General features: G+C 64.7%; 19 protein-coding genes and 1 pseudogene. 8 read left to right on the top strand and 12 right to left on the bottom strand.

The genetic code is table 11. The features are described 5' to 3' along the window. The first annotated feature begins 121 nt into the window (after positions 1-121). Positions 122-1,069, top strand: a complete 948-nt coding sequence (locus tag IAE37_RS11905) for a flagellar protein MotY (RefSeq protein WP_201173743.1) — start codon at positions 122-124, stop codon at positions 1,067-1,069. Between the two features lie 251 nt (positions 1,070-1,320). Beyond that, positions 1,321-2,538: an argininosuccinate synthase gene (locus tag IAE37_RS11900; RefSeq protein ID WP_201173741.1), complete on the top strand. Its 1,218-nt coding sequence runs from the start codon at positions 1,321-1,323 to the stop codon at positions 2,536-2,538. Positions 2,539-2,596: 58 nt separating this feature from the next. Here IAE37_RS11900 and IAE37_RS11895 read toward each other — a convergent pair whose 3' ends face one another. Beyond that, complete coding sequence (locus tag IAE37_RS11895; protein ID WP_201173738.1) at positions 2,597-3,079, bottom strand: hypothetical protein; 483 nt, start codon at positions 3,077-3,079, stop codon at positions 2,597-2,599. 367 nt (positions 3,080-3,446) lie between these two features. Between IAE37_RS11895 and IAE37_RS11890 the strand changes: the two genes are divergently transcribed. After that, positions 3,447-4,073, top strand: a complete 627-nt coding sequence (locus IAE37_RS11890; protein WP_201173734.1) for a response regulator transcription factor — start codon at positions 3,447-3,449, stop codon at positions 4,071-4,073. A gap of 58 nt (positions 4,074-4,131) precedes the next feature. On the opposite strand, the gene IAE37_RS11885 is transcribed toward IAE37_RS11890, so the two are convergent. The 3 genes from IAE37_RS11885 to metG all read right to left on the bottom strand — a co-directional run bounded on the left by IAE37_RS11885 (position 4,132) and on the right by metG (position 7,450). Next, a complete protein-coding gene (locus tag IAE37_RS11885) occupies positions 4,132-4,308 on the bottom strand; it encodes a PA3496 family putative envelope integrity protein (RefSeq protein WP_201173731.1) in 177 nt (58 codons plus the stop codon). Positions 4,309-4,411: 103 nt separating this feature from the next. Continuing rightward, positions 4,412-5,050, bottom strand: coding sequence for an endonuclease III (gene nth / locus IAE37_RS11880; RefSeq protein ID WP_201173728.1), 639 nt, complete (start codon positions 5,048-5,050; stop codon positions 4,412-4,414). 360 nt (positions 5,051-5,410) lie between these two features. Further along, a complete protein-coding gene (metG, locus tag IAE37_RS11875) occupies positions 5,411-7,450 on the bottom strand; it encodes a methionine--tRNA ligase (protein WP_201173725.1) in 2,040 nt (679 codons plus the stop codon). A gap of 159 nt (positions 7,451-7,609) precedes the next feature. Between metG and apbC the strand changes: the two genes are divergently transcribed. Further along, a complete protein-coding gene (gene apbC / locus IAE37_RS11870; protein ID WP_201173714.1) occupies positions 7,610-8,704 on the top strand; it encodes an iron-sulfur cluster carrier protein ApbC in 1,095 nt (364 codons plus the stop codon). 71 nt (positions 8,705-8,775) lie between these two features. On the opposite strand, the gene IAE37_RS11865 is transcribed toward apbC, so the two are convergent. After that, a complete protein-coding gene (locus IAE37_RS11865; RefSeq protein WP_016488765.1) occupies positions 8,776-8,985 on the bottom strand; it encodes a cold-shock protein in 210 nt (69 codons plus the stop codon). A 327-nt stretch (positions 8,986-9,312) separates the two neighbouring features. On the opposite strand from IAE37_RS11865, the gene dcd reads away from it, so the two are divergent. Together dcd and IAE37_RS11855 are read left to right on the top strand one after the other, a co-directional pair. Beyond that, the gene (gene dcd / locus IAE37_RS11860; protein ID WP_012313046.1) at positions 9,313-9,879 is read left to right on the top strand and encodes a dCTP deaminase; all 567 of its coding nucleotides are present in this window, start codon (positions 9,313-9,315) and stop codon (positions 9,877-9,879) included. 99 nt (positions 9,880-9,978) lie between these two features. Then, positions 9,979-10,206, top strand: a complete 228-nt coding sequence (locus IAE37_RS11855; protein WP_201173713.1) for a hypothetical protein — start codon at positions 9,979-9,981, stop codon at positions 10,204-10,206. A gap of 7 nt (positions 10,207-10,213) precedes the next feature. Here IAE37_RS11855 and pdeM read toward each other — a convergent pair whose 3' ends face one another. From pdeM to IAE37_RS11830, 5 genes are all read right to left on the bottom strand, one after another. Beyond that, a complete protein-coding gene (gene pdeM / locus IAE37_RS11850) occupies positions 10,214-10,870 on the bottom strand; it encodes a ligase-associated DNA damage response endonuclease PdeM (protein ID WP_201173711.1) in 657 nt (218 codons plus the stop codon). Next, entirely contained in the window at positions 10,867-13,311 is a 2,445-nt protein-coding gene (locus tag IAE37_RS11845) for a ligase-associated DNA damage response DEXH box helicase (RefSeq protein WP_201173709.1), read from the bottom strand. The genes pdeM and IAE37_RS11845 overlap by 4 nt, the downstream gene beginning before the upstream one ends. Before the next feature lie 67 nt (positions 13,312-13,378). Then, positions 13,379-14,494 carry a succinylglutamate desuccinylase/aspartoacylase family protein gene (locus tag IAE37_RS11840; RefSeq protein WP_201173705.1) on the bottom strand — a complete coding sequence of 372 codons (1,116 nt, stop codon included), beginning with the start codon at positions 14,492-14,494 and terminating at the stop codon, positions 13,379-13,381. Between the two features lie 94 nt (positions 14,495-14,588). Continuing rightward, a complete protein-coding gene (locus IAE37_RS11835; protein WP_201173703.1) occupies positions 14,589-16,247 on the bottom strand; it encodes an ATP-dependent DNA ligase in 1,659 nt (552 codons plus the stop codon). Continuing rightward, positions 16,244-17,260, bottom strand: coding sequence for a ligase-associated DNA damage response exonuclease (locus IAE37_RS11830; protein WP_201173701.1), 1,017 nt, complete (start codon positions 17,258-17,260; stop codon positions 16,244-16,246). The genes IAE37_RS11835 and IAE37_RS11830 overlap by 4 nt, the downstream gene beginning before the upstream one ends. 207 nt (positions 17,261-17,467) lie before the next feature. On the opposite strand from IAE37_RS11830, the gene IAE37_RS11825 reads away from it, so the two are divergent. Further along, positions 17,468-17,650: a type II toxin-antitoxin system HicA family toxin gene (locus tag IAE37_RS11825; protein WP_201173699.1), complete on the top strand. Its 183-nt coding sequence runs from the start codon at positions 17,468-17,470 to the stop codon at positions 17,648-17,650. Positions 17,651-17,670: 20 nt separating this feature from the next. Beyond that, complete coding sequence (locus IAE37_RS11820; protein WP_236409919.1) at positions 17,671-18,096, top strand: type II toxin-antitoxin system HicB family antitoxin; 426 nt, start codon at positions 17,671-17,673, stop codon at positions 18,094-18,096. Positions 18,097-18,139: 43 nt separating this feature from the next. On the opposite strand, the gene IAE37_RS11815 is transcribed toward IAE37_RS11820, so the two are convergent. Beyond that, complete coding sequence (locus tag IAE37_RS11815) at positions 18,140-20,518, bottom strand: penicillin acylase family protein (RefSeq protein ID WP_236409923.1); 2,379 nt, start codon at positions 20,516-20,518, stop codon at positions 18,140-18,142. A 12-nt stretch (positions 20,519-20,530) separates the two neighbouring features. Then, positions 20,531-20,601, bottom strand: a pseudogene (locus tag IAE37_RS28790) (bifunctional ornithine acetyltransferase/N-acetylglutamate synthase); the annotation flags it as partial.

Here is a 20,601-nt window from a genome sequence, read left to right as displayed (position 1 = left end):
CAGGCGGGTCGAACTCAAGGCCCAATGCTACCGGAAAACCCTGGGCCGAGCACGGGCTTCAAGTTTTCCGGCAAGCGCCCGATAGCCTCCAGGTAAGCCGTCAAACTATGTGGAGCCGCCCGTGCGCCAGCGTTACCTAGCCCTGTTCACCTTGTTCGCCAGCCTGCCGGCGGGCGCGCTGACCTTCCAGACCCGCATGGAGAATGTCGCCTGGAAAGTCGAAGGCGACCAGTTCGAATGCCGCCTGATCCAGCCGATCGACGGCTTCGGCAGTGGCGAGTTCGTACGGCGGGCGGGCGAACAGCCGGTGTTCCAGCTGCGTTCGGCCAGCAACGTGCTGGGCGCAGGCTCCGCCACCTTGCTGGCCGCCGCCGCGCCCTGGCAGCCTGGGCGTGGCGACGTCAACCTGGGCGCGGTGCGCATGGCCCGCACCGGCGTGCTGTTCACCTCGTCCCAGGGCCAGGCCAGCCGCCTGATCAACGGCCTGCTCGATGGCCGCAGCACGGTGGTGCGCAACTTTGCCGGTGAAGGCGGCCGGGCCATGGAGGTTCGCGTCCTGCCGGTGAGCTTCGCCAAGGCCTACAGCGACTACCAGGCCTGTGCCAGCAAGATGCTGCCCATGAACTTCGACCAGATCCGCCAGACCCAGGTAGGCTTCCCTGGTGGTGGCATCGAGCTGGATGCCTCGGCGCGCAGCCGCCTGGACGTGATCCTCGACTATCTCAAGGCCGACCCTTCGGTGAACCACATCGAGCTCAACGGCCACTCCGACTACAGCGGCAACCGGCTGACCAACCGCGACACTTCGCGTCGGCGCGCGCTGGCTGTGGCCGAGTACCTCAAGGCCCATGGCGTACCGGAAGAGCAGATCACCGTGCGCTTCCACGGCGAGCGCTACCCGCTGGTGAAGAACAACAGCGCCGCCAACCGCGCGCGCAACCGCCGGGTGAACATCGAGCTGGACCGCGTGGCAATGGCGGAGAAGCCTGTGGTGGAGCCGGTGCAGAAAACGGCTCCGGCAGCGACCGCAGCGCCGGCTGCGGCTGCGCCTGGAGCGAAGGCGCCCTGATTCAAGGTGGATGCCTGGGGTGGTTCTTTGGATTGCATCAGGGCCACCAGGTGCCTGCCACAACATTTTCAGCGCCTATGAGATGTTGTGTTGAACACCCGCAGGCGCCGAAGATGTTCCAGCAACCACCTTTACGTCGCGCCGTCGACAGATACTGTCGCTTTGTCGTCAGAAGCTGTCGCCCCACTGTAAATTTGTCGGCAAGGCCGGTAGAATCGATCCCTTTCCGTACAACCCCGTGGAGTGATGGCATGGCGGACGTAAAAAAGGTCGTACTGGCGTATTCCGGCGGCCTTGATACTTCGGTGATTCTCAAGTGGCTGCAAGATACCTACGACTGCGAAGTGGTGACCTTCACCGCTGACCTGGGGCAGGGCGAAGAGGTCGAGCCAGCCCGCGCCAAGGCCCAGGCGATGGGCGTCAAAGAGATCTACATCGATGACCTGCGCGAAGAATTCGTGCGTGACTTCGTGTTCCCGATGTTCCGCGCCAACACCGTATACGAAGGCGAGTACCTGCTGGGTACCTCCATCGCCCGTCCGCTGATCGCCAAGCGCCTGATCGAAATCGCCAACGAAACCGGCGCCGACGCCATTTCCCATGGCGCCACCGGCAAAGGCAACGACCAGGTGCGTTTCGAACTGGGTGCCTACGCGCTCAAGCCAGGTGTCAAGGTCATCGCACCCTGGCGTGAGTGGGACCTGCTGTCCCGCGAGAAGCTGATGGACTACGCCGAGAAGCACGGCATCCCGATCGAGCGCCACGGCAAGAAGAAGTCGCCGTACTCGATGGACGCCAACCTGCTGCACATCTCCTACGAAGGCGGTGTCCTGGAAGATACCTGGACCGAGCACGAGGAAGACATGTGGCGTTGGAGCGTCTCCCCAGAGAACGCCCCCGACCAGGCGACCTACCTCGAGCTGACCTACCGCAATGGTGACATCGTCGCCATCGATGGCGTCGAGAAGACCCCGGCGACCGTACTGGCGGACCTCAACCGCATCGGCGGCGCCAACGGCATCGGCCGCCTCGACATCGTCGAGAACCGCTATGTCGGCATGAAGTCCCGTGGCTGCTACGAGACCCCAGGCGGCACCATCATGCTCAAGGCCCACCGTGCGATCGAGTCGATCACCCTGGACCGCGAAGTCGCTCACCTGAAAGACGAGCTGATGCCGAAGTACGCCAGCCTGATCTATACCGGCTACTGGTGGAGCCCGGAGCGCGTCATGCTGCAGCAGATGATCGACGCTTCGCAGGTCAACGTGAACGGCGTCGTGCGTCTGAAACTGTACAAGGGCAACGTCACCGTGGTTGGTCGCAAGTCTGACGACTCGCTGTTCGACGCCAACATCGCGACCTTCGAGGAAGATGGCGGCGCCTACAACCAGGCGGACGCTGCTGGCTTCATCAAGCTCAACGCACTGCGCATGCGCATTGCCGCCAACAAGGGCCGTTCGCTGCTCTGAGGCACCTCCGCTGTATCGACCCCGGCCCAGGCCGGGGTTTTTTTTACTCGCAGACCTGTCAGGGCAGGTCCGCGCTTGCTCCGTCGGCCAGTTCACTGAGCGACAAACGTATGCACTGGCGTTTGTCGAGGTTGCAGAACAGCCAATGACTCTCGCGCGATGCGGGTTGTGTCAGGAGGTGGAGGATCTGGCTCTCGATCATCTGCTGCGCCGCCGGGCCGGAAAGCGTGACGGTGAGCGCTGCGTCGAGCCCTGGCGATTCGTTGGCGTCGACCGGTCGTTCGGCTAATGCTTCGCGGGTCGCCTTGGCGCGCCGAGCGGCTGCCTGGCGCGGGTCGGGCTTGTAGAACGACTTGTAGTTGAAGTTGAGGGTGATGAAGAACAACGCCGTCAGAAAGAACGGGAAACCCACTAGGAACCAGGTATACAACGCTTGGCTGTGTTCGCTCAGGAAAGGCAGCGTGGCCAGCGCCGAAGCCTCGGCGATGCCGGCGAATATGGCAATGATGGTCAGTGGGGCGACAGGTTGCAAGCGGGCCACGGGTTCAGCCTCGGTCAGTTCTTTTCGCTATCGATAGCTGTTATGCCCGCCGCGCGGAAGTGCCAAGGCTTTCCCGTTGCTGAATCTTTTCCTGGTAAATCCGACCCTCGAGGAAAAAGCGAAAAATCCCTCGGCCCGCAACTCCAATGGCAACTTTTCGAACGTTGGGATTCATTGCTAGCGTTTCGGTTGTTTATGAACGAAGTGCGAATTAGGCCGCTTCCCAACCACTGCGCGTAGGAATTTTCGCTTAACAATGTAGGTTTTATCTATTCGTGTGTTCAAGCAGGGAATGGTTGTGCTGTGAGGTGTTCTGCTCGGTTATTGTGGCGCGCCAAGATTAGAAAAATTGTTGAATGGATATCGCATGAACAAAGTCCTTATTGTGGATGATCATCCAGTCATACGACTGGCCGTACGCATGCTGATGGAGCGGCATGGGTACGATATCGTCGGCGAGACCGACAACGGTGTAGCCGCGTTGCAACTGGTTCGGGACTATCTGCCGGATATTGTCGTGCTCGACATCGGCATCCCCAAGCTCGATGGCCTCGAGGTCATCACCCGGGTGACTGGCATCAGCCCCCGCAGCCGGGTGCTGGTGCTGACGTCGCAGGCGCCCGGGCACTTTTCCATGCGCTGCATGCAGGCGGGTGCGGCGGGGTATGTCTGCAAGCAGCAGGAACTCACCGAACTGCTCAGTGCGATCAAGGCGGTGTTGTCAGGCTACAGCTATTTCCCCAACCAGGCCCTGCACAAGTCGCGAGGCCGGCTGGGAAGCGGGAGCGAAACGGAAATGGTCGACCGCCTCTCGGCTCGCGAGATGACCGTATTGCAGCAATTGGCCAGGGGCAGGTCCAACAAGGAAATCGCCGAAAGCATGTTCCTCAGCAACAAGACGGTCAGTACCTACAAGACACGCCTGCTGCTGAAGCTCAATGCGCGCTCGCTGGTCGACCTGATCGAGCTGGCCCAGCGCCACAGCCTGGTCTGACGGTCACGCAGCGGAGAGCCACCACCCGGCGGCTCTCCCGCAGAGCTACAGGTCAGAGCTAAAGGTCATAGTCGAAGTCGGCCAGCTGCTTCTGCAGGCGACGCTCCTCCAACAGGTTGTCGATGGTGCGGCGCTTGCTCAGGTTGGTCTTTGCGGTTTCCACCTGAGGCTCTACATCGTCATCCACGGTGTCAATGTCATCTTCGATCGACAGGTCGTCTTTGTCGGTACTCATGAGTCGCTCCAAGCCAGGGGCCATTGGCCGTCCTTATAGCGAGAAAGCGAAGCCTGGTAAAAAAGATTTTTTCAATCGCTGTTGCTGCTTTTTGACTATCGGCTCAATCGTCCGAGGTCTTATGCTTGAATTCGCACAGATCCTCTATCCGGCAGCTTCCGCAGCGCGGCTTGCGTGCCTGGCAGACATAGCGTCCGTGAAGGATCAACCAGTGGTGCGCGTCCAGCAGGTAGTCCTTGGGGACGAACTTGAGCAGCTTGCGTTCGACTTCCAATACCGTCTTGCCGGGTGCGATACCGGTGCGGTTGCTGACTCTGAAAATATGCGTGTCCACGGCCATGGCCGGCTGCCGGAAGGCCGTGTTGAGCACCACGTTGGCGGTCTTGCGGCCCACCCCTGGCAGGGCCTCCAGAGCCTCGCGGGTTTGCGGGACCTGGCTGCCGTGGCGCTCGATGAGCAGGCGGCAGGCCTCGATCACATTCTTGGCCTTGCTGTTGTACAGGCCGATGGTCTTGATGTATTGGCTCAGCCCCTCGACACCCAGGGCATAGATGGCCTCGGGGGTATTGGCGACTGGAAACAACCGCGCCGTCGCCTTGTTGACCCCAACGTCGGTGGATTGCGCCGACAAGGTCACGGCAACCAGCAATTCGAAAGGAGTGGTGTAGGCCAGTTCGGTCTTTGGGTCCGGGTTGTCTTCGTGCAGCCTGCGAAAGATCTCGAGGCGTTTGGCGGCATTCATGGAATCAGGGCTTTCCTTCACGGCTTGGTCGAGCGCTGCTCGCTTTCGATCGATTGTACAAGGCCAGCAGTGATCCGAGCAGTATCAATACGCTGTCGCCCAGAGAACAAGGGGCTTGTGGGAGTGGCGGTTCGCCGCTGCGACTTGCCCTGCGAACACCGGCAAAGCCGGGGCCATACACCGCGTCGCTTGCTTCGCGGGGCAAGCCCGCTCCCACAGATTCACAGAAAAATCAATAGGTTAACGTTTTTTCTATGAGAGTGGGCGAAGCCCGTGCTATCCACTGTCATCCGGGCGGCGTCTCGCCTGGGTCGATGGCGGAAAACGAAAGCCCCGGCGCTGAGGCCGGGGCTTGGGGGCTTACTTGATGCGCTGGCCGGGCTTGGCGCCGCTGTCAGGGCTGAGCAGGTAGATCTCTTCGCCGCCAGGGCCGGCCGCCATGACCATGCCCTCGGAGATGCCAAAGCGCATTTTGCGCGGCTTGAGGTTGGCCACCATCATGGTCAGGCGGCCTTCGAGCTTGGATGGGTCCGGGTACGCCGACTTGATGCCGGAGAACACGTTGCGACGCTCGTCACCGATGTCCAGGGTCAGTTGCAGCAGCTTGTCGGCACCGGCTACCGCCTCGGCCTTGACGATCAGCGCCACGCGCAGGTCGACGGCGGCGAAGGTGTCGAACTCGATCTCGGCCGACAGCGGATCCTTGGCCAGTTCGCCGTTGCCCGCGGGGGCGGCGGTCTGGGTGGCGGCCAGGTCTTCCTTGCTGGCGGTGACCATGGCCTCGACCTTGGCAGGCTCGATGCGGTTCATCAACGGCTTGAAGGCGTTCAGCGTGTGGTTTTCCAGGCGCGACACGTGGTCGTTCCAGGTCAATGGCGCGACATTGAGGAAGGCCTCGGCGTCTGCAGCCAGCAATGGCAGTACCGGCTTGAGGAAGATCACCAGCTGACGGAACAGGTTGATGCCCTGGGCGCAGATCGCCTGCACCTCGGCCTGCTTGCCTTCCTGCTTGGCCAGCGACCACGGGGCCTTGTCGGCGATCCAGGCGTTGGCGCGGTCGGCCAGGGCCATGATCTCGCGCATGGCACGGGCGAAGTCGCGGCCTTCGTAGGCTTCGGCAATGGATGGAGCGGCGGCCAGGAAGGCGTCGGTCAGTTCAGGCGCGGCATCACCGGCCACCAGCACGCCGTCATTCCCCTTGTGCACGAAGCCGGCGCAGCGGCTGGCGATGTTGACGACCTTGCCGACCAGGTCGGAGTTGACCTTCTGCACGAAGTCCTCGAGGTTCAGGTCGAGGTCGTCGACACCACGGCCCAGCTTGGCGGCGTAGTAGTAGCGCAGGTATTCGGGCTGCAGGTGGTCGAGATAGGTGCGCGCCTTGATGAAGGTGCCGCGCGACTTGGACATCTTCGCGCCGTTGACGGTCAGGTAGCCGTGCACGTTGATGCCGGTCGGCTTGCGGTAGCCTGCGCCTTCGAGCATGGCTGGCCAGAACAGGGCATGGAAGTTGACGATGTCCTTGCCGATGAAGTGGTACAGCTCGGCCTTGGAGTCGGCATTCCAGAACGCATCGAAGTCCAGCTCCGGACGGCGTGCGCAGAGGTTCTTGAAGCTGGCCATGTAGCCGATCGGCGCGTCCAGCCAGACGTAGAAGAACTTGCCAGGCTCGCCTGGGATCTCGAAGCCGAAGTAAGGCGCGTCGCGCGAGATGTCCCATTCCTGCAGGCCCGAGTCGAGCCATTCGGCCAGCTTGTTGGCCACCGCATCCTGCAGGGTGCCGCTGCGAGTCCACTGCTGCAGCATGCTCTGGAACTCGGGCAGCTTGAAGAAGAAGTGCTGGGAGTCGCGCAACACCGGGGTAGCCCCGGAGATCGCCGACTTAGGGTTCTTCAGCTCGGTCGGGGCATAGGTGGCGCCGCACTTCTCGCAGTTGTCGCCGTACTGGTCCTCGGCCGCGCACTTGGGGCAGGTGCCCTTGATGAAACGGTCGGCCAGGAACATGCCTTTTTCCGGGTCGTAGTACTGGGTGACCGAACGGGTGGCGATGTACCCGGCATCCTTCAGGCGGGTGTAGATGAGGTTGGACAGCTCGCGGTTTTCTTCGCAGTGGGTCGAGTGGAAGTTGTCGAAGTCGACCAGGAAATCGGCGAAGTCACCGCTGTGCTCGGCCTGGACGTTGGCGATCAGCTGCTCGGGGGTGATGCCTTCCTTTTCCGCACGCAGCATGATGGCCGAGCCGTGGGCGTCGTCGGCGCAGACATAGATGCACTGGTTGCCGCGCAGCTTCTGGAAGCGCACCCACATGTCCGTCTGGATGTACTCGAGCATATGGCCAAGGTGGATGGATCCATTGGCATAGGGCAGGGCGCTGGTGACGAGAATCTGACGTGGCTCGGACATGGTGGCTCGGCTACTTATCTGGCGACGGGGTAAAAATGAGGTTGATCGGCCACTATAAAGGGCTGGCGAAGATATTTCACCCCAAGGACGCATCTGCTGACGATTGACGGGTTAGGATAGGCGCCTGTTTCACTCAATCGTTTGCCAATGGGAGTCTCCATGAGTGCCGTCACCCGTGCCGCCGTCGAAGGTGTGCTTCGCCAGTACACCGACCCCTACCTGAACCAGGACCCGGTCAGCGCCGGGTGCGTGCGCGCCATCGAGATCCAGGGCGGGCAGGTCGCGGTCCAGTTGCAACTGGGCTACGCCGCCGGCCTGTTCAAGGCGGGTTGGGCGCAGGTACTGCGTACCGCCCTCGAGAACCTCGACGGCGTCGCCAGCGCCGAGGTATCGATCGACTGCGTGATCGCCGCGCACAAGGCCCAGGCCCAGGTGCCGGCGCTGGCCAACGTGAAGAACATCGTCGCGGTCGCCTCGGGCAAGGGCGGGGTGGGCAAGTCGACCACAGCGGCCAACCTGGCCCTGGCGCTGGCCCGCGAGGGCGCTCGCGTGGGCATTCTCGATGCCGATATCTACGGCCCCAGCCAGGGCGTGATGTTCGGTATCGCCGAGGGCACGCGGCCCCAGGTGCGCGAACAGAAATGGTTCGTGCCGATCAAGGCCCACGGTGTCGAAGTCATGTCGATGGCATTTCTCACCGATGACAACACGCCGATGGTCTGGCGTGGCCCTATGGTTTCCGGAGCGCTGCTGCAACTGGTGACCCAGACCGCCTGGGACGACCTCGACTACCTGGTCATCGACATGCCACCGGGTACCGGCGATATCCAGCTGACCCTGGCGCAGAAGGTACCGGTGGCCGGTTCGGTGATCGTCACCACCCCGCAGGACCTGGCATTGCTGGACGCCAAGAAGGGCGTGGAGATGTTCCGCAAGGTCAACATCCCGGTGCTGGGCGTGGTCGAGAATATGGCCGTGCACATCTGCTCGAACTGCGGCCATGCCGAGCACCTGTTCGGCGAGGGCGGCGGCGAGAAGCTGGCGGCCCAGTATGGCGTCGAGCTGTTGGCTTCGCTGCCGCTGTCGATGCTGATCCGCGAACAGGCCGACAGCGGCAAGCCCACGGCCATCGCCGAGCCGGAGAGCCAGATCGCCATGGTCTACCAGGAGCTGGCGCGCCAGGTCGGGGCGCGGATCGTGCTGCAGGAAGCCGCAGCGCCAGCGATGCCGAGCATCACCATCAGCGAGGACTGAAGCGCTCCCACAGGGCATGAAAAAACCCGCCAGAAGGCGGGTTTTTTTGAAAGCGAGGAAGCGAGATCGACTTAGGCGATCTGAACTTCTTCAGCCTGCATGCCTTTCTGGCCGCGGGTAGCGACGAAAGTAACAGCCTGGCCTTCTTTCAGGGTCTTGAAGCCGTCAGCTTGGATGGCTTTGAAGTGCACGAACAGGTCGTCGCCCGACTGAGGGGTGATGAAGCCGTAGCCCTTCTCATCGTTGAACCACTTGACGGTACCGGATTGACGGTTGGACATGTTTCTGTCTCCTTGGACAAAGTTGATAACGGTCAGGAAAAACCCTGCCCGGGACTGAGCGCAAAGAGAGCAGAAAATTCAGCGATGGGCCGATCAGGATCGTGCATCAAACTAGAGATTCTCGGTGTCACGTGCAGCACAGTGGCGCCACCTTAACCCACTTTCCGCGACCTGCCAATGGCCAGAAGGCGCTTTACCGAAATTCGGATCGGCGGCCGTCGCAGCCCCCGTCCGGCGCGGGATGCGGCATGGAACTTTAACCCAGGCGCCGGGACCGGTAAGATGCGCCTTTGTTTTTCCCTCGCAACTCTTCAGGACTCCCCCGCCATGAGCATCAAATCGGACAAGTGGATTCGCCGCATGGCGCAGGAACACGGCATGATCGAACCGTTCGTCGAGCGCCAGGTGCGCGGCGAGCACGACAGCCGGGTCATCTCCTTCGGCGTTTCCAGCTACGGCTACGATGTGCGCTGCGCCGACGAATTCAAGGTGTTCACCAACATCAACTCGGCCACCGTCGACCCGAAGAACTTCGATGCCGGCAGCTTCGTCGACGTCAAGAGCGACGTCTGCATCATCCCGCCCAACTCCTTCGCCCTGGCGCGCACCGTCGAGTACTTCCGCATCCCGCGCAACGTGCTGACCATCTGCCTGGGCAAGAGCACCTACGCGCGTTGTGGCATCATCGTCAACGTCACCCCGCTCGAGCCCGAGTGGGAAGGCCATGTGACCCTGGAGTTCTCCAACACCACCACGTTGCCGGCGAAAATCTACGCCAACGAAGGCGTGGCGCAGATGCTCTTCCTCGAATCCGACGAAGAGTGCGAAGTGTCCTATAAGGATCGCGGCGGCAAGTACCAGGGCCAGCGCGGCGTCACCCTGCCACGCACCTGAGCCGACGAGCGCGGGGAATTAGTTACCGCGCAGGCACTCCAAGAAGTTGAACAGTGCCGAATGCGCATGACGCGCATCGGCCCCTGTGAGGAGTCGCCAATGAAACTAGATCCCGCAATCAGTGCAAAGCTGGCTGTGTTGCAGCCCAACCAGGTCGGCTTGTTGGCCTGGACCCTGCTGGCACATCCGATGCCAATGCAGTTGGGCGGTATCCCGGGACAACCCGATCCCGACCCAGCGCCCACCTCGCCGCCTGGCGAATCGCCCCCCCAGGAGCCTGGCGAGCCGACCTTGCCCGACGAGCCACCACCCGCGCCGGTCGCCTGACGTGTGATCAGCCCTGCAGGGGCCATACCTGATCGGCGCCTGCCAGGAACACGCGGTTGCCCGGTAGTGGCTCGACCGTCCACCCTCCGGTGAACTCACCAAACGCGGGCAGCAGGCTGACCCGTGCGTCGATCACGAAGCACGGCAACCGCAGCCGCTGCCTGGCGCGCCCGCGCAAGACGAAGACCGGGTGCACATGCCCGGCCAGCACCGCGTGAGAGGGGTGCGGTTCAGGCTCGTGGCAGAGGGCGAACGGCCCGACCAGGCAAGGTTCATTGGCCAATTCGATACCCAGGTCGGAAGGTGGATCTCCGGCATGGCGGTCATGGTTGCCGCGCACCAGCACGATGTGCAAGGCGCTGTGCTGCGCCCGCCAAGCCCGTAGCCGCGCCAGCGTCGCCGGGGCGTGGGCATGGCGGGCGTGCAGGAAATCACCCAGTATGAACAATTGCTCGCAGTCGAACGCGGTCAGCAGTGCATCCAGGCGCGCAAGCGTGGCGCTGGTAGTGCCTCGCGGCACGGGTTGATGCAAGGCGCGGTAGCTGGCGGCCTTGCCGATGTGCACGTCGGCCACCAGCAAGGCCCTGCGGGCCGGCCAGTAGATGGCCTTGTCCGGCAACAGCCAGAGGGTCTCGCCGCAGTGGTCGATCGTCAGATGACTCATCCCGCAACTTTCTCCAGGTCCGCGACCATGCGCGCAATGCGGTCTGCCAGCTTCTCGGTGCTCAAGGTTTCGCGCATGCCCTCGACCAGCAAGGCGAAGGCCAGTGGCCCAGGGCGCGACAAGGGGCGCAGGTCCAGGCGCAACGCACTCATTTGCAGCAGGTGGCGCTGCAGTCGCTCGATCTCCAGCTCCTCGCGCAGCACTTCGTCACGGGCCTGGCCGAGCAGCAGGTTATCGGCATCGTGCTTGCGGAACACCTCGTAGAACAACCCGCTCGAAGCCTGTATCTGCCGGGTGCTCTTCTGTGCGGCGGGATAGCCACCGAACACCAGGCCGGAAATCTGCGCGATCTCGCGAAAGCGCCGCAAGGCCATTTCGCCAGCATTGAGGCTGGCCAACACATCCTCCAGGAGGTTTTCGGTCGCCAGGGCATCCGGCAGATAGCGAGCCCAATCGATGTCGCTGGGGCTGAGCAATTCGAAGCCGTAGTCGCTCACGGCAATCGAGACCGACAGCGGCTGCACCCGGCTGACCCGCCAGGCGATCAGGTTGGCCAGGCCGAGGTTGGCCATGCGCCCGGCGAATGGGTAGAGGAACAGGTGCGAGCCCTGGCGCGTGGCCAGGGTCTCGGCCAGCAGGGTGTCCTGGGTGGGCAGCGCCGACCATTGCGCCTGCAGCGCCAGCAGTGGTCGTACGGCGCGCATCTCCGGGCTGTCGAAGCGGCCGTGGGCCGCGCCGTCGAGTTGCGCCACCAGGGCATCGGCCAGTTCGCTGGAAAGTGGCATGCGCCCGCCGTTCCAGCGCGCCACGGCGGCCTTGCGCGAGGTACTGCGGCGCACGTAGGCGGTCATGTTCTCCACCCGCACCAACTCCAGCACGCGCCCGGCGAACAACAGGGTATCACCAGGGCGCAAGCGGGCGATGAAAGCCTCTTCGACGCTGCCCAGGTGCTTGCCGCCACCGCCCTTGCTCCAGTACTTGAGCTGCAGGCTGGCGTCGCTGACGATGGTGCCGATGCCCATCCGGTGGCGCCGTGCCAGGCGCTCGCTGGCGACCCGCCAGACGCCGTCCGGGTGAGCCTCGACGCGCTGGTAATCGGGGTAGGCGGTGAGCGAGTCGCCGCCATGGCGGACGAAGTCCAGAGCCCATTGCCACTGGCTGTCGCGCAACTCGCGGAAGGCCCAGGTGCTGCGCACTTCCTGCAGTAGTTCGGAGGGGCGAAAGCCGCTGCCCAGGGCCATGCTGACCAGATGCTGGACCAGTACATCCATGCTTAGCCTGGGCGAGCGGCGCGCCTCGATATGGCCGGCGGCCAGGGCACTGCGCGCAGCGGCAGCCTCGACCAACTCCAGGCTGTGGGTGGGCACCAGGGTGATCCGCGATGGCCGCCCAGGCGCATGCCCAGAGCGGCCGGCACGTTGCATGAGGCGGGCGATGCCCTTGGCCGAGCCGATTTGCAGCACGCGTTCGACCGGCAGGAAATCCACTCCCAGGTCGAGGCTGGAGGTGCACACCACCGCCTTCAACGTCCCCTGCTTGAGGCTGCGTTCGACCCAGTCGCGGGTCTCGCGGGCCAACGAGGCGTGGTGCAGGGCGATCAGACCCGCCCAGTCGGGCCGGGCATCGAGCAGCGCCTGGTACCAGAGTTCGGCCTGGGCACGGGTATTGGTGAACACCAGTGTGCTGGTGCTGCCATCGATTTCGCTCGCGACCTGGGCGAGCATCTTCAGCCCCATGTGCCCGGCCCAGGGGAAGCGTTCGATGGCGCCTGGCAGCAGGGTATCGACCAGCAGGCGCTTGTCCTGGCGGCCTTGCACCAGCAGCCCGGCAGTCGGCACCAGCACCTCGAGCGCATGTTCCAGGTTGCCCAGGGTCGCCGACAGCCCCCACACCACCAACCCAGGTTGCCAGCGGCGCAGACGCGCCAGGGCCAGCTGCAGTTGTACGCCGCGCTTGTTGCCGAGCAGTTCGTGCCATTCGTCCACCACCACCAGGCGCAGGCCGGCGAAGTCTTCGCGGGCCTGGGCGCGGGTCAGCAGCAGGGTCAGGCTTTCTGGGGTGGTGATCAGCGCGCTGGGCAGGCGCCGTGCCTGGCGCGCGCGCTCGGCGCTGCCCGTATCGCCGCTGCGCACGCCCACGCTCCAGTTCAGGCCGAGTTCATCCAGCGGGGCCTGCAGCGCACGGGCGGTGTCGGCGGCCAGGGCGCGCATGGGGGTGATCCACAGCACCTGCAGGGGCGCTGGCTGGCGTCCTTGCGCCCGGTTGGCGAAGGCACGCAGCGCGGCGAGCCACACCGCGTAGGTCTTGCCGGCGCCGGTGCTGGCATGCAGCAGCCCCGATTCGCCACGTTCGACCGCCGCCCAGACCCGGCGCTGGAAGGCGAAGGGCGTCCAGCCACGGGAAGCGAACCAGGCGTTGGCGAGGTCGGTGGAGGCGGGCATCGAACACGGCGTCCTTGGCAGGGTGTGCTTCTAGTGACCGCACTCCGGGCGCTTTGGTTTTACCGGATCAGTTGGCCAGCAGGTAGCCGCTGCGGCACACCTCTGCACCGGCGACATGGGCGATGACCATGCCGGTCGTGGCCATGCGCCTTACACTGCGGGCGTACAGCAGCCCGGCCTGGCCGTTGCGGACCGTAGTGACCCGGTCGTTGAGCGGGTCGATGACTTCGGCGATCAGTTGGCCTGCTTCGAGCCACTGGCCGGGACGGGCGTGATACACCAGCAAGCCGCCGAGCGGCGCCACCACCGGCTCGACCGCCGCTAACGGCGTGGCCGGGCGTAACAGGGCTGGCAGGGGGGCAACTGGGCCCTCGATCACGCCGGCATGGGTGAGGAAGTCGACGATGGCCTGGCAGTCCTTGCCCGCCAGTTCGTGGCTGACGTCGGCCTGGCCGCGCAGCTCGACAGTCACCGAGAAACTGCCTAGGGGGATCGGATGGCGTTTACCGAAGCGTTGCTGCAACTGCCACCAGACCAGGCTGAAGCATTCGTCGAACGACTGCCCGCCCGAATCGGTGGCCAGCAGGCTGGCCTGGGCACCGAGATAGCGGGCCAGCGGCTCGACCTGCGGCCATGCCTCGGGGGTGGTGTAGAGGTGTTCGACGGCCTCGAAGTCGCAGTGCAGGTCGAGCACCATGTCGGCGTCGCAGGCCAGCCGCTGCAGGGTCAGGCGCTGGGACTGCAGCGGTGTGTGCGCCGGGTGGGCGTCCAGGCCGCGGCGCAGGTACTCGCGAATCAGCGCCACGTTGTGCGCGGGGTCCTGGGTCAGATGGCCGTCGATCTGGTCGCCGATGCTATCGGACAGGTCGACGAAGTTGCGATTGAAATTCTCGCCGCTCTGCAGTTCGAAACGCCCCAGTGGCGCGTCCAGCAACACCTGCTCCAGACCCACCGGGTTGGCCACCGGCACCAGCACGATTTCCTGGCGCAGGCGGCCCTGGCGTTCCAGTTCGACCAGGCTGCGCTTGAGGTGCCAGGCCACCAGCATGCCGGGCAGTTCATCGGCGTGCAGCGAGGCCTGGATGTACACCTTGCCGCCACCCCGGGGGCCGAAGTGGAAGCTGTGGAGCTGGCGCGTTACGCCGGGTACGGGGGAGAGCAGGTCGTGGGTCGAATGGTGCATGGTGGTCCTGGCTGCGTGGCGAAAACGGTCTGCGACACGGGTCGGCACAGAGATAGAAGCATAGTTTCGGCGATTGTGCTGCACCGCGTCGTCTTCAGGCCAACAGAGCCTGCAGGGTCGCCAGGTCGTCGGCTTGGTCCACCGGCTTGTCCAGGCGCCAGCGCAGCATGCGTGGAAAGCGCACGGCAATTCCACTCTTGTGGCGCTTGGACAGGGCGATGCCCTCGAAGCCGAGTTCGAACACCAGGGTCGGGGTGACGCTGCGCACCGGGCCGAAGGTGTCCACCGTGGTCTTGCGGATGATCGCGTCGACCTTGCGCATTTCTTCGTCGCTGAGCCCGGAATAGGCCTTGGCGAAGGGTACCAGGCTGCGGCCTGGGGTTCCGGGCGGCGCGTCCCACACGGCAAAGGTGTAGTCGCTGTAGAGGCTGGCGCGGCGGCCATGGCCGCGTTGTGCGTAGATCAGCACGGCATCGACGCTGAACGGATCGATCTTCCACTTCCACCACAGGCCCATGTCCTTGGTCCGGCCCACGCCATACAAGGCATCGCGCTGCTTCAGCATCAGCCCCTCCACGCCCAGGCTGCGTGACTGCTCGCGTTGCCGGGCGAGGTCGGCCCAGTCCGGGCCGGTGAGCAATGGCGACAACAACAAGGGCGCCAGCGGATAGGCTTCGACCAGACGCTCCAGTTGCGCGCGTCGCTCGTGCTGCGCGCGGTTGCGCCAGTCTTCGCCTTGCCACTCGAGCAGGTCATAGGCCTGCAGCACCACCGGCGCGTCCGCCAGCAGTTTCTTGCCCAGGGTCTTGCGGCCCAGGCGTTGTTGCAGCAAAGCGAATGGCTGCACGGCGGGCACCTGGGCGCCGCTACCGACCTTCCACACCAGGATCTCGCCATCGAGCACGACACCGTCCGGCAATGCCTGGGCCAGGGCGTGCAGCTCGGGAAAGCGCTCGGTGACCAGTTCCTCGCCACGCGACCAGATCCACACCTGGCCATCGCGCTTGACCACCTGGGCGCGGATACCGTCCCACTTCCACTCGATCTGCCAGTCGCTGGGCGGGCCGAGCAGGGTGTCGAACTGTTCGGTAGACGCTTGCAGCGCGTGAGCGAGGAAAAACGGATAGGGCTGGCCGCCGCGCTGGCTGTGTTCGTCGGCGCTCTCGGCGGCGACCAGTTTCAGGTAGCTTGCGGCGCTCGGGCGGTGGCTGATGTCGGTGTAGCCCACCAGACGCTGGGCCACCCGCTTGGCGTCCAGGCCTGCCAGTTGGGCAAGGGCGCGGGTGACCAGCAACTTCGACACGCCCACGCGGAAACTGCCGGTGACCAGCTTTAGGCAGAGCATCAGGCTGGGCCGATCCAGTTGTGCCCAGAGTGCCGGCAGGCGCTCCTGGATCTGCTCGGCGGGCAGGCCGCGCAATGGCAGCAGGTGGACCTCCACCCAATGGGCCAGCCCCTCGCCGCTGGCCTGGGGGTGTTCCGGCAGCAGCAGTGAGATGGTTTCGGCAAGGTCGCCCACTGCCTGGTAGCTCTCCTCGAACAGCCAGTCCGGTAGCCCGGCCAGGCCGATGGCCAACTCGCGTAGCAGGCGCGTGGGCACCAATTGCCGTGGGCGCCCGCCAGCCAGGAAGTACACTGCCCAGGCCGCGTCTTCGGCGGGGGCGCTGGCGAAGTAGTCGCGCAGCGCCTCGAGCTTGGCGTTGCTGGAGGTGGTCGCGTCCAGGCGCAGGTAAAGGTCGGCGAACGCCTTCATGCCGGGGCCTGCGTGGCAGTGGCGTCGTCTTCCTCGCCGTATTCGGTGACGAAGCCTCGGGCATCGAGGCCCTGCTCCTTGAGGTAACGCACCAGCACGTTGACCGAGCCGTGGGTGACCATCACCCGCTCGGCGCCGGTCTGGCCGATGGCCCACAGCAGGCCGGGCCAGTCGGCATGGTCGGACAGCACGAAGCCGCGGTCGACGCCGCGCCGCCGCCGGGTGCCCCGCAGGCGCATCCAGCCACTGGCGAAGGCATCGCTGTAGTCGCCGAAACGGCGCATCCAGCTGCTGCCACCGGCGGAGGGCGGGGCCAGGACCAGCGCCTGACGCATCAGCGGGTCGTTGCGTGGTAGGTCGCTGGCATGGCGAGTGTCCGGCAAGTGAACCCCGGCTTCGCGGTAGACCCGGTTCAGCGGCTCGACTGCACCGTGGACCAGGATCGGGCCGATGCTTGGGTCCAGCGCATGGAGGATGCGCTGGGCCTTGCCGAAGGCGTAGCAAAACAGCACCGAGGCCTTGCCCTGCTCGCGGTTGGCACGCCACCAGGCGTTGATGTCGGCGAAGATCTCCGCCTGCGCCGGCCAGCGGTAGATCGGCAGGCCGAAGGTGGATTCGGTGATGAAGGTGTGGCAGCGCACTGGCTCGAACGGCGTGCAGGTGGCGTCCGGCTCGACCTTGTAGTCGCCGGAGGCGACCCAGACCTCGCCCTGGTATTCCAGGCGCACCTGGGCCGAGCCCAGGACGTGGCCGGCCGGATGCAGGCTGAGGGTAACGCCGTGGTGCACGATGCGCTCGCCATAGGGCAGGGTCTGCAGGTCGATGTCCTGGCCCAGGCGGCTGCGCAGGATGCCGGCGCCGGGGGCGGCGGTGAGGTAGTGGCCATTGCCGGTGCGGGCATGGTCGCCATGGCCATGGGTGATCACTGCGCGGTCCACCGGCCGCCAGGGGTCGATGTAGAAATCACCGGGCGGGCAGTACAAGCCTTCGGGGCGGGCGATGACGAGGTCCATAGCGCTGCCTGCGGGTGGGGGAGTTACCAGTTAGGAGCGGTGGGATCGCGGGGAAGTTCGAGTCGATGCATTAAGCGAAACAAGCTACAAGCGATTCAGAAAACTAGAAGCGAGCTTCGCGGTTAACTGATGGCAGGATCGTAGAGTGCAACAATTTTGTTGCGTTTTTCTTGCGCATGCTGCACATTGTGATGATTAAAGGCTTGTATGAAATACAGTGAGTTTCGCCGTTGGTTGCGTGCCCAGGGCGCTACGTTTGTCCCAGCCAGGGGAAGTCACTTCAAGGTCTATCTCGGAAACCGCCAAACCATTTTTCCAGACCATGGCGCTAAAGAAATCGGCGAAGGGCTGCGGATGAAGATTCTGAAGGACTTGGGGCTCAAGCACTGACCATAATAGGAGGGTACTCAATGATTTTCGACTATCCGGTGATCATTCATCCAGAGCAGGGAAGCGTCTGGATCAGTTGTCCGGACGTGCCGGAAATGGCCAGTGCCGGCGATACGCTGGAGGAGGCTTTGTTCGATGCCGTGGATGCAATGGAGTCGGCGTTGTCCTTGTATGTGGACCGCAAGGTCGCTATCCCGCTGCCCACTCGAACCGTGGCCGGGCAAACTGTCGTGCGTTTGCCTGCGCTGACAGCGGCGAAGGCGGCGCTCTGGAATACCATGATCGAGCAAAGGATCAGCAAGACCGAGATGGCGCGTCGCCTCGGGGCCAACAGGCCCCAGGTCGATCGTCTCGTCGATCTCTTGCACCGCTCCAAGATCGAGCAGGTCGAGCACGCGCTTCACTTGCTCGGCCAACGCATAGAGCTTGCAGTAGTTGCCGCGTGAGATAAACAAGAGCCGCTACCGATAGCGGCTTTCGTATCTCGGGTCAGCGCCCCGGCACCAACGTCAACCGCTGGCTGCCATACGCCCGGTCGAAGTTCTGCGGCTGCAACGGCAGGCTACTGAAGCGCCCCTGGAACCACGCCCCCAGGCCGTCGGCATAGTGTTTGCTGGCCGGGTTGCCGGACTGGCCGCTGCTGGTCATCACCTGCAATGGCTCGACCTGGCCGAAGTCGACGATCATCCGCGCCGAGGCCGGCAGGTAAGTGTCGAAGTCGCGGCCCCAGGCGTATGGCGTCAGTGCCAGGGTGCTGAAATCGCCGCCGGCGGCCAGCGGTGCGTGGCCAATGGCGTCGCCCAGGCCATGGTAGGCCGGTGCAGGCCAGCGGTATTGATGCAGCTTGCCCCACTGCCAAGTGCGCATGTCGCTGCCCAGGCGGGACATGCCGGTATCCACCGCTGCGGCCAGGCTGCGGGCGAGGATGGTCGGCTTGTCTTCTTTCTGCGCAGTGCCGCGGTCATCCCAGAACGGGCTGTCGTCGCGGCCGAGCAGATGGTCGGCCTGGGCCGAGTAGGACAACCGCGCATTGCTGGCGAAGGCCTGCCAGACCGGGCTGGATTCCGGGCCGAGTTCGTCGAGGAAGGTCTGCCTGGCCACCTCCTGGAGGAACAGCTCATACAACGCGGCATCGGCCGAGACCGGGCTCAGGCGGCCATCGAATGCCTTGAGCCGTGCCAGGGCACTGCGCGCCCGGTCGCGTTCGACCGCAGGCAGCTTGGCGATGGCCTGCTCCAATGGCTGGGCCATGCCTGGGGCCTCGAACATCTGCTTGAGCTTGCCTGCCATCAACGTGGTCTGGTCGTTCTGCAGCGCCATCAGGCTGCGGCTGTCATGCCGGCCGTTGCCGGCCAGCTGGGCCAGGCGCTCGGCACGCTCGGGGTAATACCAGGTGCTCGACAGCTGCATGCCGTAGCCACGCGGCAGACTGCGCTGGTTGGCGTGGGCGATCCAGCCGGCCGGCGGGTCCTGGTCGTAGGGGTGGAGCATCGGGTCGGCGTAGCCATCCCAGTCATAGCGCCCGTCCCAGCCCGGCGAGGGCAGCAGGCCCTGGCCTTCGCGGCGGTTGGGGTAGCGGCCACTGACCTGCCAGCCGATGTGTTCGGGCTCGGCAAAGACAAAGTTCAGGGCGGCGCTGGCCACTTCGCGGGTACTGTCGAAGGCGCGCTCGACGTTTTGCGCGCGGGTGAGGTCGAACAGTGCATCGAGGCTACGATCACCCTGCAACTGTGGCAGGTTCAAGGCCAGGCCCAGGCCGGCATTGCCAGGCTGGGCCAGCAGCGTGCCGTGGCGGGTGTCGTACATCACCTCGCGCAGCGGGCGTTGGCCGCGCACGAAGAAGGTCTCGCTGCGCGAGCGAGCCGGCAGCCACTTGCCGTCGGCCAGGTAGCTGATCTGGCTGCCCTGGTGGCGCAACTGCTCCAAGTACAGGTCCTGGTTGTCGGCCATCACCGCGCTGCTGCTCCAGGCCAGCTTGCCATTGTAACCGGCCAGCACGATCGGCAGGCCAGGCAGCGACAGGCCGGCCACCTGGTACTTGCGGGTGTTGATCTGCACCGGGCTGAGGGCCCAGGCGGCACGGGTCTCGCTGGCCAGCAGGCTCTTGCCGCTGCGGCTGCGCTGCGGCGCCAGGGCCAGGTTGGCCGAGCCAGGGCTGCCGAGCAGGTCGAGGTCGGCGAGCTTCTGGCTGGCAGCGGCCAGGGCCGGCAGGCCTGGCAACTGGCCGGCCAGGGACAGGCCCTTGAGCTTGTCCAGCTCCGCTTCGGCCAGCGGTTCGTCAGGGGCACCGGGCAGCAACCAGGCCAGCTTGTCGAGGCCGACCTGTTGCGCCAGCGCCAGGGCGCCAAGCTCTTCCTGCAGGTTCACCGACTGGCTGAAGGCATACAGGCTGAACACCAGGGCGCAGTCTTCCGGCTTCCAGTACTCGGGGCGGTAGCCACTGTTGGCCAACTCGCCTGGGAGCTTGTCGCGATAGCGGAACAGGTAGGCGTTGACGCCCCGGGCGTACACTTCGAAGAAGCGCTTGAGCCGTGGCGAGGCATCGGCATATTGCCGCGCCGCGCTCTGCTTGAGGTTGGCCGCGCGCATCAGGCGGTCGATGTCCAGCGCGTCGGGGCCGGCCAGCTCGGCCAGGCGGCCCTGGGCCAGCAAGCGCATGGCCAGCATCTGCTCCAGGCGGTCGCCGGCGTGCACGTAGCCGAGGCTGAACAGGGCGTCGTGGAAGCTGCTGCTCTCGATCAACGGCGCGCCCATGGCATTGCGGCGCACCGACACGTTCTGCGCCAGGCCCTTGAGCGGTTGTACCCCGGTGGTGGGGGGGACGCTGTCCTGTTGCACACCCATCTGGCAACCGGCGAGCCCGAGCATGCCGAGCAGCGTGGCGGCGGTGGCGATGTAGCCGAGGATGGTCGCCATGTTCGGACGGATCATGCCGGCGCCCTTGCTGATAC

Source organism: Pseudomonas sp. S31 (genome assembly GCF_016648105.1).
In the GTDB taxonomy this organism is placed as follows: Bacteria; Pseudomonadota; Gammaproteobacteria; order Pseudomonadales; family Pseudomonadaceae; genus Aquipseudomonas.
The sequence above is the reverse complement of the archived record's forward strand: the minus strand, read 5'-3'. Positions and strand labels throughout refer to the sequence as shown.